At 43.7% G+C, this 14,851-nt stretch carries 10 protein-coding genes; 7 read left to right on the forward strand and 3 right to left on the reverse strand.

What is annotated here, in order from left to right; all coding sequences use genetic code 11:
- Positions 1-162 precede the first annotated feature (162 nt).
- The 3 genes from trpA (at position 163) to V5804_RS07655 (ending at position 2,292) form a co-directional block, all read left to right on the forward strand.
- Positions 163-951, forward strand: coding sequence for a tryptophan synthase subunit alpha (gene trpA, locus V5804_RS07645; protein WP_369590791.1), 789 nt, complete (start codon positions 163-165; stop codon positions 949-951).
- A 551-nt stretch (positions 952-1,502) separates the two neighbouring features.
- The gene (locus V5804_RS07650; protein ID WP_369590792.1) at positions 1,503-1,850 is read left to right on the forward strand and encodes a hypothetical protein; all 348 of its coding nucleotides are present in this window, start codon (positions 1,503-1,505) and stop codon (positions 1,848-1,850) included.
- 280 nt (positions 1,851-2,130) lie between these two features.
- Entirely contained in the window at positions 2,131-2,292 is a 162-nt protein-coding gene (locus tag V5804_RS07655) for a hypothetical protein (protein ID WP_369590793.1), read from the forward strand.
- 35 nt (positions 2,293-2,327) lie between these two features.
- On the opposite strand, the gene V5804_RS07660 is transcribed toward V5804_RS07655, so the two are convergent.
- On the reverse strand, positions 2,328-2,699 hold the full coding sequence (locus tag V5804_RS07660; RefSeq protein ID WP_369590794.1) for a single-stranded DNA-binding protein: 372 nt from the start codon (positions 2,697-2,699) through the stop codon (positions 2,328-2,330).
- A 663-nt stretch (positions 2,700-3,362) separates the two neighbouring features.
- Between V5804_RS07660 and gltB the strand changes: the two genes are divergently transcribed.
- Together gltB and V5804_RS07670 are read left to right on the forward strand one after the other, a co-directional pair.
- A complete protein-coding gene (gltB, locus tag V5804_RS07665) occupies positions 3,363-7,883 on the forward strand; it encodes a glutamate synthase large subunit (protein WP_369590795.1) in 4,521 nt (1,506 codons plus the stop codon).
- A 6-nt stretch (positions 7,884-7,889) separates the two neighbouring features.
- Positions 7,890-9,368 carry a glutamate synthase subunit beta gene (locus V5804_RS07670; protein ID WP_369590796.1) on the forward strand — a complete coding sequence of 493 codons (1,479 nt, stop codon included), beginning with the start codon at positions 7,890-7,892 and terminating at the stop codon, positions 9,366-9,368.
- 135 nt (positions 9,369-9,503) lie between these two features.
- Here V5804_RS07670 and V5804_RS07675 read toward each other — a convergent pair whose 3' ends face one another.
- Positions 9,504-10,190 carry a class I SAM-dependent methyltransferase gene (locus tag V5804_RS07675; RefSeq protein WP_369590797.1) on the reverse strand — a complete coding sequence of 229 codons (687 nt, stop codon included), beginning with the start codon at positions 10,188-10,190 and terminating at the stop codon, positions 9,504-9,506.
- A 171-nt stretch (positions 10,191-10,361) separates the two neighbouring features.
- On the opposite strand from V5804_RS07675, the gene V5804_RS07680 reads away from it, so the two are divergent.
- Positions 10,362-11,633, forward strand: a complete 1,272-nt coding sequence (locus V5804_RS07680; RefSeq protein WP_369590798.1) for a DUF2130 domain-containing protein — start codon at positions 10,362-10,364, stop codon at positions 11,631-11,633.
- Between the two features lie 36 nt (positions 11,634-11,669).
- On the opposite strand, the gene V5804_RS07685 is transcribed toward V5804_RS07680, so the two are convergent.
- Positions 11,670-11,915 carry a hypothetical protein gene (locus tag V5804_RS07685; RefSeq protein ID WP_369590799.1) on the reverse strand — a complete coding sequence of 82 codons (246 nt, stop codon included), beginning with the start codon at positions 11,913-11,915 and terminating at the stop codon, positions 11,670-11,672.
- Between the two features lie 180 nt (positions 11,916-12,095).
- On the opposite strand from V5804_RS07685, the gene V5804_RS07690 reads away from it, so the two are divergent.
- Entirely contained in the window at positions 12,096-14,843 is a 2,748-nt protein-coding gene (locus V5804_RS07690) for a bifunctional YncE family protein/alkaline phosphatase family protein (protein WP_369590800.1), read from the forward strand.
- Positions 14,844-14,851: the final 8 nt, after the last annotated feature.

Below are 14,851 nucleotides of genomic sequence, written 5' to 3' on the forward strand. Positions count from 1 at the left end.
TCATCAGAAAAGGTTACAACCAGGCAAAAGGGATCCTGAAACAAGTTCAGGATGACAAAACATTGAGCAAACCCATTCTAACAAATCAATATAAAAATCCGATACTGTTTTTATGCCGATAAAAACAGTATTGCCATTTCTTTTAATATCAACCCAACATCCATGAACAGGCTGAACCAGCTTTTCTCCACCAAAAAAGAAAACCTTTTGTCCATTTATTATACCGCCGGTTTCCCCGAATTAAACACAACGGTTGCGATTGCCGAAGCTTTGGAAAAAGCAGGTGCCGATTTTCTGGAGATTGGTTTCCCGTATTCTGATCCTTTGGCCGATGGGCCGGTCATCCAAAACAGTTCGCAAAAAGCTTTGGAAAACGGCATGAACCTGAACGTACTGTTTGAACAGTTAAAAACGTTGCGCCAGCGCGTTACCATCCCGATTTTGTTGATGGGTTATTTTAACCCGGTGGTACAATTTGGTGTGGAAAAATTTTGTCAGAAAGCGGTGGAAGTTGGCGTAGATGGCGTTATTATCCCCGATTTGCCGATGTACGAATACGAAAGTTTGTACAAACCTTATTTTATCGAAAACAACCTGAGCAATATATTTTTGGTTACGCCGCAAACTTCGGAAGACCGGATCAGAAAAATTGACCAACTGAGCCAAAGTTTTATTTACCTGCTTTCTTCATCTTCCATAACCGGCAAAAACCTCGAAGTTTCGGACAATGTAGAACTTTATTTTAAACGGATCAAAGATTTGGAACTGAAAAACCCAACGGTCATAGGTTTTGGCATTTCCGGCCATGCGGCTTTTGCCAAAGCCTGCGCTTATGCCAACGGCGCAATTGTAGGCAGTGCTTTTGTAAAATTTTTGGCTTCTGAAAAAGATTATTTAAACGGAATACCGGCGTTCATCCGGCAAATAAAAAATCCGGCCGTACTGGTTTAGTTTTTTCATTGAAAACAAAATTTGGATCATTTGTGAATTGAACTGCTCAATCCAATCTTAAAAACGCGATACTGTTTTTATGCCGATAAAAACAGTATCGGTGTTGAAACTTAATTTCGGATGCTTCTTTTATGGCATGAAAACAAAGGACACACCCCTTGCCCCTCTCAAGAGGGGAACCTGCAAACGACGCCTTTCTAAACACTGGAAAGGTAGGCACCATATTTCCCCTCTCGAGAGGGGTTAGGGGTGTGTTTCTTAATAAACATCTGTAAATGAACGTAATGAATAATAAAAGTTTAAACAAGTTTAATAAAAAAATACCGTAAAAAAGGGTTTTTAAATTGCCACGGCCTTTAGGCCGTGGTTGCATCATGCTATATTGGCTTTAGCCAAAATAAAATTTGAAAGTGCTTTTAATAAATGCGATACTGTTTTTATGCCGGTAAAAACAGTATCGGCATATTCGTTCATCTTCTTTTTTCAGCTTCAATTCAAAACGGATTCATAATTGCAATTAAGCTTTTATAAACATTAAAAATTTAAGCATTATGAGCACAAAAACAATGGATAAAATCAGCAACACAACTATCCAAAATTTATCAAACGGTACTTCCGTTCCTTTAACATTCAATTATCCTGCAAGTTTCAAAATTGGCGACACGATTGAAGTAACTGCCCCTGACCAGGATATGCAACTGTTTGAAAACCAGCAGGAAAAAGGTTTTTTTGTATTTGAAGTTGAAATCTGGGACGACCGTGTTCGCTTGCAATGCGACTCGATGAAACAACAGGAAAACAACCAGCAAGGCGTTTCTACATTCAGTTTCCGGATCAGGGAAATCAACCTGTTTGCTACCGCTTTTCCGGTTTTAAAAAATGTTTTTACTTGTAATTAAATCCCCATGTTGTTGATTTTGTTTCCCGGTTGGGGAGATAAGAAAACAAGCTTGAGGCCCGTTTAAAAATTTATTTTCAATGCTTCTTTTACCGCCTAAAAATTGACATTGCCTGGTATCGGTTTGTTTAAATTGTGCAAACACCAATTTTTATAGGGTAAAAGAAGCATTGGTATTTTCCTGATCAATTTAAACCGGTGCCAAAAATTTGGGATTTTATTTCTGGTAAAACAATCAGGTAAATTATTCGTGTTAGAGCAATACTTAACAAACAAACAACATGGAAACAGCGCCAGAAAACCAAGACCAGGAAAATAAACCAGCTTCGGGCGAAGCGGAAAAAGGGAAAGATAACGAGGAACTTGCAAGAGAAATCCCGACAGTTACACCAAACGATGATGACGAGGCCCTGGAACCAAACCCAAACCAGGAAAAAGGATAAAAAAACCAGGCCAGCATTTTTGCTGGCCTTTTTACTTAAAATTTTGCGTTTTCCAACTCTTCGCTGCTTACAAAATCTGTTTTTCGGCCCAACAGTTTAAAGTTTTCGGCCACTACTTCGGTGGTAAATTTTTTAACCCCTTCCCTCGATTCAAAAGAACGGGTTTTCAGTTTGCCCTCGATATAAACCAGTTTGCCTTTTGTAAGCAGTTGCTGGGCCACATCGGCCAGGCCGCGCCACAAAACCACGTTATGCCACTCGGTTATTTCGGTCCGTTTTCCTTCCCTCAAAACAATTTCTGATGTAGCCAGCGGAAAACTTGCCACCGCCACACCGTCTTCAAGATGCCTGTATTCAGGATCTTTGCCCAAATGCCCCACCAATATTACTTTGTTAATTCCAGACATAGCTTTTTATGATAAAAAAATTTAGTTTGCTTGTTCAAATACGCTTCGCACCCAGCACTTATCAGAACGAAATAATAAGATGAACAGGATTAAGGCTTTGCTAATTGCTTGCGTTATCTTAATAAGTAAATTTATATTTTAAAGTTTTTAAAAGTTTTAAAAAATTGCTTTTAAAAATCACCATGCCTATTTAACTTGTTTAAACTTATTATTTTATGCTTTACACTATGCTTCTTTTATCGCCTAAAAATTGGCGGCCTATTTGTTTTGATTTGTTTAGGCTGATGCAGACACCAATTTTTATAGGGTAAAAGAAGCATCGCCAAAAAGGAGGGCCGGAAAAAAAGTTTAAACAATTGCATTATTAATTCTGGTAAATATTCCGTCAGCAATCGTAGGTGTGTTTTTTATGATGCCAATTTTAACCTGCTTCAATTGGCTATGCCCTTTTGTTTTTTGAAAAGCCAGGGCCGTTTTTAAATATGAAATTTCGGTTATGAGTATAGCAAAAATGCTTTTGTTTTATTGCCAAGATTATATTTTTCGTCTTTTTTGACAATCGTTTTTAAAATTTCTGTAAAAAGAAATCCTATGTATGAAAGTTTCTTTCATTAAACTTATATTCGTATAATAACCACTATTTTAATTCTTTTTATACAAGTAATGAAGCAATCTGAAACAGACCAGCAGGGCTTATACGACCCCAAATTTGAGCATGATGCTTGCGGTACCGGGTTTATCACACATATCCATGGCCATAAATCGCATCAGATTATTGCTGACGCTTTGACCATGCTCGAAAATATGGAGCATCGCGGTGCCTGCGGCTGCGACCCGGATTCGGGCGATGGCGCTGGCTTATTGCTTCAAATCCCGCACGAATTTTTGCTGGAAGAATGTGTTGCCGATGAAATCTCGTTAAAAGAGCCTGGCGAATATGGCGTAGGCATGCTGTTTTTGCCCAAAGATTCTGCCATAAAAAAAGTATGCCGCAGCATCATTCAACAGTGTTGTGATAAATTAGGATTGACTATTTTAGGTTACCGCAAAGTCCCGGTTGATTCTTCCTGCATCGGCGAAACCGCCCGCGCCGCAGAACCAATAGTGGAGCAATTGTTTGTAGCGCGCCCTGCTACGATACATAACACAGATGATTTTGAACGGAAGCTGTATGTTCTGCGTCGCTTTATCACCAAAACCGTTCAAAAAACAATTAAAACCGGCGCAGACCATTTTTACTTTACGTCGTTTTCATGCAAAATAATTGTTTATAAAGGGCAACTTACTACGTATCAGGTTCGCCAATATTTCCCCGATTTAAGCGATGAACGTGTTTGTTCCGGTTTCGGGATGATCCATTCGCGTTTTTCGACCAATACTTTTCCTTCCTGGAAACTCGCCCAGCCTTTTCGCTTCCTCGCCCACAATGGCGAAATCAATACGCTGACCGGAAATTTAAACTGGTTTTATTCGGGCATCCGTTCTTATGTTTCTCCGTATTTTACGAAGGATGAAATGGAAATCCTGTTTCCGGTGATTGACAACAACCAGTCGGATTCGGCTTGTTTGGATAATGTGGTGGAAGTGCTGGTTCATTCAGGCCGATCATTACCGCATGTGATGATGATGCTGGTTCCGGAAGCCTGGGACGGCAACGAGCAAATGGACCCGCTAAAAAAAGCATTCTACGAATACCACGCCACGTTGATGGAACCCTGGGACGGCCCGGCTGCGCTAAACTTTACCGATGGCAAAATCATCGGTGCTTTACTGGACCGGAATGGTTTGCGCCCGCTTCGTTACGTAGTTACCAATGATGGCCGCGTGATCGTTGCTTCCGAAGCCGGTGTTTTACCTTTGGATGAAGCAAGCGTCATAAAAAAAGGCCGTTTGCAGCCCGGGAAAATGTTTTTGGTGGATACCACGAAAGGCGAAATCATCACCGATGAGGAGATCAAACAAGAAATTATTTCGCGCCAGCCTTATGGCCGCTGGTTAGAAAACTATAAAATCAAGCTGGACGAACTGGCCGAACCGCGCGTTTCTTTCACCGGTTTGTCCAAAGAGTCGGTTTTTAAATACCAGCAGGTTTTTGGTTACTCGCGTGAGGATATCGAAACCATCATTAAACCAATGGCAACGGACGGCAAAGAGCCGATTGGCTCGATGGGAACGGATGTGCCACTGGCGGTTTTGTCCGATCGTCCGCAGCATATTTCCAGCTATTTTAAACAGTTTTTTGCGCAAGTAACCAATCCGCCGATTGATCCGATCCGTGAACGTTTGGTGATGAGCCTGGCTACTTTCATCGGCAACAACGGCAACTTGTTGGACGAAGATAAAATGCACTGCCATTGCGTGGCGCACAAGCAACCCATTTTGCACGATTACGAACTGGAGAAGTTGCGCAGTATTGATACCGGTTTGTTTCATGCCAAAACATTGCAAACTTATTTTAAAGCTGATGGTTTGCCGGGGTCGCTTGCAAACGGCTTAAACCGCCTTTGCCGTTATGCAGAAGATGCCGTACAGGATGGTTTTGAGGTTTTGATTTTATCAGACCGTGCAGTAGATTCTGAACACGCGCCGATACCTTCTTTGTTGGCTGTTTCTGCCATTCATCACCATTTAATTAAAAAAGGTTTGCGCGGTGCTGTAGGTTTGGTAGTTGAGGCCGGTGATATTTGGGAAGTCCATCATTTTGCCTGTTTGCTGGCTTTTGGTGCAACAGCCATCAACCCTTATTTGGCATTGGCCACGATTGAAACGCTGAGCAAGGAAAATAAATTAGACACTACGTTGGACATCAAATCGCTTTCCAAAAACTACATCAAAGCGATTTGCGATGGTTTGCTGAAGATTTTCTCTAAAATGGGGATTTCGACCTTGCAATCTTACCACGGTTCGCAGGTGTTTGAAATATTGGGCATAAACAAAGCAGTGGTTGATCAATATTTTACCGGAGGCATCACGCGCATCGGTGGTTTAGGTTTGGATGAAATTGCCCGAGAAACCCTGTGCAAACACAGCAACGGTTTCCGCAGTTCAAAAAAAGAAGACCAGTTGCTGCCCGAAGGCGGTATTTACCAATGGAAACGCCGGGGCGAAGCGCATTTATTTAACCCGCAAACGGTGCATTTGCTGCAACATGCTACACGTACCAACGATTATTCGGTTTATAAAAGCTACGCCAAACTGATTAATGAGCAAACCGACCGCATGTACACCATTCGCGGTTTGCTGGATTTTGCGCATCACCGCGAATCTATTGCCATAAACGAAGTAGAGCCGGTGGAAAGCATTATGAAGCGTTTTGCAACCGGCGCGATGTCTTTCGGTTCCATTTCGCACGAAGCGCACAGTACGCTGGCCATCGCCATGAACCGGATTGGCGGCAGAAGCAACACCGGTGAAGGCGGCGAAGACGAAATGCGCTACATGCCTTTGGAAAATGGCGATTCGATGCGTTCTTCCATCAAACAAATTGCATCCGCCCGTTTTGGCGTAACGTCCAATTATTTAACCAATGCCGATGAGTTGCAGATTAAAATGGCGCAAGGTGCAAAACCGGGCGAAGGCGGACAATTGCCCGGCCATAAAGTGGATGATTGGATTGCCAAAGTGCGCCACGCCACGCCTGGTGTTGGCTTAATTTCGCCGCCGCCGCACCACGATATTTATTCGATCGAAGATTTGGCGCAACTGATTTTCGACTTAAAAAATGCCAATCGTGCTGCGCGGATCAACGTAAAATTAGTTTCTAAAGCGGGTGTCGGAACAATAGCTGCTGGTGTGGCCAAAGCACATGCCGATGTGATTTTGATTGCCGGAAGCGATGGTGGAACTGGCGCATCACCCATCAGTTCGGTTAAACATGCTGGCTTGCCTTGGGAGTTGGGTTTATCCGAAGCCCATCAAACTTTAGTCCGAAATAAATTAAGAAGCCGCGTGGTTTTACAAACCGACGGGCAGTTAAAAACAGGAAAAGATTTGGCCATTGCGGCTTTGCTTGGCGCGGAAGAATGGGGCGTTGCCACGGCTGCTTTGGTTGCCGGTGGTTGTATCATGATGCGGAAATGCCATCTCAATACTTGTCCGGTTGGTGTGGCCACGCAAGATCCGGAACTTCGTAAATTGTTTAGCGGCAAACCGGAACATGTAGTCAACCTGTTTCAGTTTTTGGCAGAAGAATTACGCGAAGTTATGGCCGAATTAGGTTTCCGAACCATTAACGAAATGGTTGGCCGCGTTCAGTTTCTTAAATTGCGCGAAAATATTACGCACTGGAAAGCTAAAAAGGTTGATCTTGCTGCCTTGCTGCATCCGGTGAGCAATGCGCGCGGCTTAACGCTTTACAACAGCGAAAAACAAGACCACGGCATGGATAATATTATTGATTGGAAACTATTGGAGCAGGCAAAACCTGCTTTGGAAAGCCAGATGCCGGTGTATGCTTCTTTTACCATCAAAAATACAGACCGTACGGTTGGCACGTTGCTCTCCAACGAAATCTCTAAAATTTATGGTTCTGCCGGTTTGCCTGCCGGGATCATCAATTATAAATTTACCGGTTCTGCCGGACAAAGTTTTGGCGCTTTTGCTACCAAAGGGCTTTCTTTTGAGTTGGAAGGCGAAGCGAACGATTACGTGGGAAAAGGCCTTTCCGGCGCGCAGATCGCAATTTATCCTGCTAAAAACAGCATCTACATTCCTGAAGAAAATATTATTGTTGGCAATGTGGTGCTTTACGGCGCTACTTCCGGCGAACTATTTATCCGCGGTCAGGCAGGCGAGCGTTTTGCCGTCCGAAATTCAGGCGCAACGGCTGTAGTAGAAGGTGTTGGCGATCACGGTTGTGAATACATGACCGGTGGCCGTGCTTTGATCCTTGGCAAAACCGGGCGTAATTTTGCAGCCGGCATGAGTGGCGGCATTGCCTGGGTTTTTGATGCAGATGCCACTTTCCGCGAAAATTGCAATGCAGAAATGGTTGATTTGGACCAGTTAACGGATGCCGACGAGGAAGAGATCATCAGCCTGTTGCGCAAACACGTGCAATTGACGCACAGCACGTTGGCGCAGGAACTGTTGAACAATTGGCCAATCGTTGCCTCCCAATTCATCAAAGTATTCCCGAAAGAGTACAAAAAAGTTTTACAACAAAAAGAACCCTTAACCATCTGATCATCAATGGGAAAAGATACCGGATTTAAAGAGTACGGAAGAGAACTTCCGCCAAAAGTAGCGCCGCAGGAAAGGGTGCAAAATTACAAAGAGTTTGTGGGCAATTATTCGGACGAAAAGCTGAACGAGCAATCGGCACGCTGCATGAACTGCGGCATTCCGTTTTGCCATTCGGGCTGTCCGTTGGGCAATATTATTCCCGAATTTAACGATGCGGTTTATAAGAAGAAATGGGAAGAAGCTTACCAGATCCTTTCTTCCACCAACAATTTTCCGGAATTTACCGGCCGTATTTGTCCGGCGCCTTGCGAATCTGCCTGTGTTTTGGGCATTAACAAACCGGCTGTTGTCATCGAGGAAATTGAAAAACACATCATCGAAATTGCCTACGCCAAAGGTTATGTAAAACCAACCGCACCTTTGATCCGTAGTGGAAAAACTGTTGCCGTTATCGGTTCTGGTCCGGCAGGTTTAGCCGCCGCGGCACAATTAAACAAAGCCGGACATTTGGTTACGGTTTTTGAGCGGGATGACCAGCCGGGCGGATTATTGCGCTACGGCATCCCTGATTTTAAATTAGAAAAAACAGTAATTGACCGCCGTTTAGAAGTGATGAAAGACGATGGCATCACCTTTAAATGCAATACAGAAGTTGGAAAAGACATCGCAGCCGAGGAGTTGGTTCGCAGTTTCGATGCCGTGGTTTTGTCCGGCGGTTCTACCATTCCGCGCGATTTGCCCATTCCCGGACGCGAATTAAAAGGTATTTATTTTGCCATGCAGTTTTTAAAGCAGCAAAATAAGCGCGTCAGCAATACTTCTTTTACCGGTGAAAATATCACCGCAACAGGCCAGGATGTGGTGGTGATTGGCGGCGGCGATACCGGTTCGGATTGCGTGGGCACTTCTAACCGGCAGGGCGCGCGTTCCATCAAACAGTTTGAAGTGATGTTTCAGCCGGACAAAAACCGTACATTAGCAATGCCGTGGCCAAGTTTCCCGATGGTTTTAAAAACCACCAGTTCGCACGAAGAAGGCTGCGAACGTTTTTGGGGCATCAACACCAAACGTTTTGTGGGAGACGAAAACGGAAACCTGAAAGGTTTGGTTGTTACCGATGTGGAATGGGAAAAAGACTTTTTAGGCCGACCGGTAAAATTTAAAGAAATTGAAGGTTCTGAACGGGAAATACCTTGTCAGCGTGTTTTCCTGGCGATGGGTTTCGTGCATCCGCAATATCAGGGTTTATTAGAACAATTGGGCGTAGAGCTGGACGAACGCAAAAACGTAAAAGCGGCCGAAGGCGTTTTCCGCACCAACGTCAATAAAGTTTTTACGGCCGGGGATATGCGCCGCGGTCAATCTTTGGTAGTCTGGGCAATTTCCGAAGGACGCGAAGCAGCACGAAAAGTTGACGAATTTTTGATGGGCCACTCGGAACTGGAAAGCAAAGATGCGATTAACGAGTATCAGATGGATTTGTAGGTTTTTGAGGTAAAAGGTTTTGAGGTAAAAGGTTTTAAGGCAGAAAAGTATGCGCCATGCTTCCCCTCTTTGAGAGGGGTTAGGGGCGTGTCCTTTTTCAGACCAAATTTATGCCGGTAAAAGAAGCATTTGCAATCAAGCCAAAGTCAGCCTGGCCAAATACAAATCCATTTCATCTTGGTACATAATCGCGCAATTCCAGCCTTGCTTTTTGGCCTGTTTTTGCAACGTTTCCGGGTCGATATACAACCAGTTAAACCAATCGCCGCGCTGTTTTTTGTATTCATATTGATAGCTGATCTCGCCGTAATATTGGTTCTTCGGCAACGGCAAATCTTCATACAAATAAGCAATATCCGAAGAGTCAAAAATAAATTGTCCGCCAGGCAGCAGCAATTGTTTGGCGTGTTGTAAAAAGCGGTCGAGGCCGGCCAGGTTTTGCGTTAAACCGATGCCGTTCATCAGCAAAAGCAACGTATCAAATTTGTCGGTTTTGTATTGATAAATATCCTGCTCCAATACTCTTTTTACATTTCTTTTTTGCATCACGGCGGCTGCGCCGGGCGATACTTCTAAAGCTGTAACTTCAAAACCGCGTTCTTGTAAAATTAAAGCGTGGCTTCCGGCACCGGCGCCAATATCCAATATTTTGCCTCGGCACAGTTGCAGCGCCAGTAATTCGGCTTCCGGCATTTCATCTTCTTCCCGAAAAAAAACTTCGATAGGCATTTCTTCCGGCCCGCCGTAATTGTTGTGCAGCCACAATTTTTCTTCGGGTTGCTGCGTGTAAAAATCCTGTAAAGCCTGGCCGTAAATATCCATCGGCACAAAATAAAACTATAAAACCGATTGATGCTGTTTTTACCGGCAAAAAATTGAGGTGGTAAAAGAAGCATTTTGAATGACCGGTAGTTTTCAAAAACTGTAAAAACCAAAAACCACTATTTTTAGGTTTGTTGCCGATTACCTATCTTTCGGCCAAATATTTTAGCAATGGCAACAGAAGTGAAGTGTCCGGGTTGTGGTTATGGTTTCCCGATTGAGGAAGTGATGGCCGAGGAATATAAAAAAGAGCTGAAGCGGGAAATGCTTTCCTACAAAAGCAAAAAAGATGAAGAAGCGCAGAAAATAAGGGAAGAACTTTTGCGCAAACAAGAAGAATTTGACAAGAAATCGCGCCAGCAAAACTTAGTTTTTGAAGAGCGTTTGGCTTCCGAAAAAAAGCAATTGCAACAACAATTGGAAGAAACACTGCGCAAAAACATTGCTTCGGATTTTGAAAACAAGCTGGTGATGCTGGAAAATGCCAACAAAGAATCCGAAGAAAAACTAAAACTTTCGCGCCAAAAAGAAATGGAGTTTTTGCAGCGCGAACAGCAGTTGAAAAATAAAGAGGCCGAAATGGAACTGCAACTGCAACGCAAATTGCAGGAACAGCGCGGCGAAATTGCAGAACAGGTTCGCAAGCAGGAATCCGAAAAAAACAGCATTAAGGAAACCGAACACCAACTGCGCGTAAAAGAACTGGAAAAACAGTTGGACGACCAGAAAAAACTGGCCGAAGAAATGAAACGTAAAGCCGAACAAGGCTCGATGCAGTTGCAAGGCGAAGTGCAGGAATTGATTTTGGAAGAACTGCTGCGGCAAAGTTTTCCGTTTGATGTGATCAGCGAAGTTGGAAAAGGCATTCGCGGTGCGGATTGTGTGCAAACGGTGCGCAACCAGTTTGGCCAGGAATGCGGACAGATTATTTATGAAAGCAAACGAACCAAAGATTTTGGAGGCGACTGGATTGAAAAACTGAAAAAAGACATGCGCAGCCAGGGCGTAGATGTGGCCGTCATCGTTTCGCAATGTTACCCAAAAGGCATGGATTGTTTTGGCGAGAAAGACGGCGTTTGGATTTGTTCTTTTGAAGAAGCCAAAGCGGTGGCTTATATTTTACGGGACGGGATTATCAAACTTTTCAACACCAATAAATCGCAGGAAAACCGCGGCGACAAAATGCAGCTTTTATACAGCTATTTAACCAGTACCGAGTTTTCTGAACAGTGGAAAGCGATAAAAGAAGGTTTTATGAGTATGCGGCAATCTATTCAGCAAGAGCGGATTGCGATGGAAAGAATGTGGAAAGCGCGCGAAAAGCAATTGGAAAAAGTGTTGTTAAATGCAGCCTGGATCCGTGGCTCTATCGAAGGAATTGCGGGAAGCGATACCATCCAGTTAAGTTTGACCGATGACGAAGAAGGTTTGCTGATCGAGTAAATGCTTCTTTTATCGGGCTAAAAACAGTATCAAAGATTACCATTTAGATGGCCAGAAGTTGTTACGGATTTCTTCTATTGACGGAAAGTTCAAATCAGAACCAAAAGTTTCAAGTAATTGATCTACTGCTACTTTTTTTCCTTTCGGCAATTTTGCAACTGGTTTTATAAACGTTTCTTCTTCAACTTCGATAACTATTACTTCCACTTTTTTGCCGTAAAACTCTTCGGGTAAATTGATGCTATGGTTTTTTTTGTCGGGTACGAAAGTGTGTTTGTACATACTTTAAAATCTTAATCAAATTTACAAATATCTTAAACAGGATGATGAAGCTTAAAGCATTATTTAGATGACAATTTTTTGCCAAAAAATTTTCCATTGTAAAATAAGCAGTACAGCAACATTAACTTAACACAAAGCGGATATATTTATGCAAAAATTTTGAACAGTAATTTTCCAAATATGCTTTTTAAACACTTTTGTGTAGTATTGATTTTATTGAATTTAGTTGTTTGCTGCAACAGTTGTAACTTCTTTTACCGCCCTAAAAACCAGACAGATCAGGAAAAACTGAGCCACCATTTTGGTTATGACGACAGCACGTTGAACAACCGCGTTTTGCCGGTAATGATGCCTTATAACCGTTTGCTTGACCCGGCCGGAAAAGTGATTGTTTTTGGCAGCCCGGAGTTCGAAAACCATAGTTTGGATGTGCAGCCAATCCCAAATACTCCGCTTGTGGCGGTGGAAGACCGTTACGGCATTGCCATCATCAACCACGAAACCAACGCAATTGTGGCACGCTGGACGTACAACAGCGATACAAAATACAAAGGTATGATGAGCACGTATTCCGGCATCCAACTGTTAAATGAAAACGGCAAAACCGAGATTTTTTGGAGCGGCGCGAACGACAGCAACCATCAATCCTTTGTGTTTGAGGCAGAATTCGACACTAAAAATATTGCCATAAAAGAAGCATTTCCGTTTAAGCCAGATGCCGGTTCGCCACTGGCTTTGCCCAATGAAGTTGCTATCAATAACGAGAATGGAACCAACTATTTGTATGCGGTTTTAAATGGTAATAACCAGTTGGTCAAGATCGATATCAATACTAAAAAAACAATTTGGACAGTTCCAACCGGCGTTGCGCCTTATGGTTTAACCATTTCGGGCGGTAAAGCTTTTGTAAGTAATTGGGGCGGAAAGATGCCGGTTAAAAACGATACGCGGGAAACGGCTGGCGTGCCCGCACCGTATGGAAACGTGTATGTTGATCCGAAAACGGGCGCAACAGCAGCCGGGACAGTTTCTGTTTTTGGTTTGAATGATGGAAAATCGGTCAAAGAAATTGAGGTTGGATTGCACCCGAACGATTTGATTCCAAGTAAAGATGGACAGTATGTTTATGTGGCAAATGGCAACAGCGATGACGTTTCGGTTATTCAAACCCAAAGTTTAAGTGTGGTTGATAATATTTCGGTAAAAATCAATCCGGGCGAAAAAGGCTTTATCGGCGATACGCCAAACGCGCTGATTTTAAGTGAAGATGGCACGCATCTATATGTGGCCAACGGAATGGACAATGCGATTGCCATCGTAAAATTGGGCGCAAACGCATCCCCAAAAAGTACCGGTAAAAACAGTATCGAAGGTTTTATCCCAACGGAAGCTTACCCGGGCGGACTGGCTTTGGCGGGAAATAAACTGATTGTAACCAATTTGGAAGGCGAAGGCGCGCGCGTTAATTCTAAAGAAATCCGCAAAGAAAGCAAAGCGATAGACCGGGAAGTGCCCGATGTGGATGGCGGTTCTTACAATTCGCATCACCAAAAAGCAACCATTTCGGTGATTGATTTGCCGGATGCCAATCAGCTCAAAACTTTCACCAAAAAAGTTAAAGAACTAAGTTTGGATTTTCGGACGGAACTGGCGCGTTTATCTCCCCGAAAAAACCAACCTGCACGGCCAATGCCCGAGCGTATTGGCGAACCTTCGGTTTTTAAACACGTGCTGTACATCATCAAAGAAAACCGCACTTACGACCAGGTTTTGGGCGATATGCCGCAAGGGAACGGCCTGAAAAATTTGTGTATCTATGGAGACAGCATCACGCCAAACCAACATCAAATTGCCAGGAACTTTGTGTTGCTGGACAATTATTATGCTTCGGGCAAATGTTCTGCCGAAGGCCACCAATGGACAGACGCGGCGATGGTTACCGATTATATCGAGAAAAGTGTGCGTGCCTGGTTCCGCAGTTACCCGCATGTGCAAACCGATGCGATGGTTTACAATAAAAAAGGTTTTATCTGGAACAATGCGGCCGATCATGGCAAAAGCGTTCGGATTTATGGCGAGGCTTGCATCCCGGAAATAGACAGTAAACTTTCGTGGACGGATATTTACAACAATTACCAGGCGGGCAAACCCTTGAGTTTTAAAAATGTAAGTACCATTTCGCGTGTTCGGCCGATGCTTTCGCAAAACTATCCCGGTTCTGATTACCTGAAAATTACAGACCAGGTTCGTGCCGCGGCTTTTATCAAAGAATTAAAAGACTACGAAAGCAAAGGCGGCGACCAGTTGCCCGAACTGATGGTGATGGCTTTGTCAACCGATCACACACGTGGTTCGAGTCCCGGAATGCCAACGCCACGCGCCATGGTTGCCGATAACGATTTGGCTTTGGGCCGGATTGTGGAAGCAGTTACCAAAAGTAAGTTCTGGAAAAACACGGTGATTTTTGTAACCGAAGACGATTCGCAGGCCGGTTGGGACCATGTTTCGGCTTACCGCACCACCGGTTTTGTGATCAGTCCGTACAGCCATCTGCAAAAAACGGTTTCTACCAATTATAACCAAACTTCCATCGTCCGTTCTATCGAACAAATTCTGGGCATCCCGCCGATGAACCTGCTTGATGCAACCGCTTTGCCCATGTTTAATTGTTTTGCCGATCGCGCCGATGCTTCTTTTACCTATCAAAAATTGGCGAACAAAATCCTTTTGAACGAAATGAACCCGAGGCTGGTGATGTTAAAGGGCAAAGCGTTGTATTACGCCAAACAATCCATGCGGCCGGAATACGACCATGTGGACGGCGGAAACGATGATTTGCTGAACCGGATTTTGTGGTTTAATAGGAAGGGGAATAAAACTTACCCGGCGAAGTTGGCGGGAAAAGATACGGATGATGACGACGATTAATGCTTCTT

The sequence above is a fragment of the Mucilaginibacter sp. genome (genome assembly GCF_041088075.1).
In the GTDB taxonomy this organism is placed as follows: domain Bacteria; phylum Bacteroidota; class Bacteroidia; order Sphingobacteriales; family Sphingobacteriaceae; genus Mucilaginibacter_A.

Excerpts from the sequence above, each read along its gene's own strand:
- V5804_RS07690 (WP_369590800.1), top strand. The coding sequence starts at position 12,096 with ATGCTTTTTAAACACTTTTGTGTAGTATTGATTTTATTGAATTTAGTT.
- V5804_RS07650 (WP_369590792.1), top strand. The coding sequence starts at position 1,503 with ATGAGCACAAAAACAATGGATAAAATCAGCAACACAACTATCCAAAAT.
- V5804_RS07675 (WP_369590797.1), bottom strand. The coding sequence starts at position 10,190 with ATGGATATTTACGGCCAGGCTTTACAGGATTTTTACACGCAGCAACCC.
- trpA (WP_369590791.1), top strand. The coding sequence starts at position 163 with ATGAACAGGCTGAACCAGCTTTTCTCCACCAAAAAAGAAAACCTTTTG.
- V5804_RS07670 (WP_369590796.1), top strand. The coding sequence starts at position 7,890 with ATGGGAAAAGATACCGGATTTAAAGAGTACGGAAGAGAACTTCCGCCA.
- V5804_RS07685 (WP_369590799.1), bottom strand. The coding sequence starts at position 11,915 with ATGTACAAACACACTTTCGTACCCGACAAAAAAAACCATAGCATCAAT.
- V5804_RS07660 (WP_369590794.1), bottom strand. The coding sequence starts at position 2,699 with ATGTCTGGAATTAACAAAGTAATATTGGTGGGGCATTTGGGCAAAGAT.
- gltB (WP_369590795.1), top strand. The coding sequence starts at position 3,363 with ATGAAGCAATCTGAAACAGACCAGCAGGGCTTATACGACCCCAAATTT.
- V5804_RS07680 (WP_369590798.1), top strand. The coding sequence starts at position 10,362 with ATGGCAACAGAAGTGAAGTGTCCGGGTTGTGGTTATGGTTTCCCGATT.
- V5804_RS07655 (WP_369590793.1), top strand. The coding sequence starts at position 2,131 with ATGGAAACAGCGCCAGAAAACCAAGACCAGGAAAATAAACCAGCTTCG.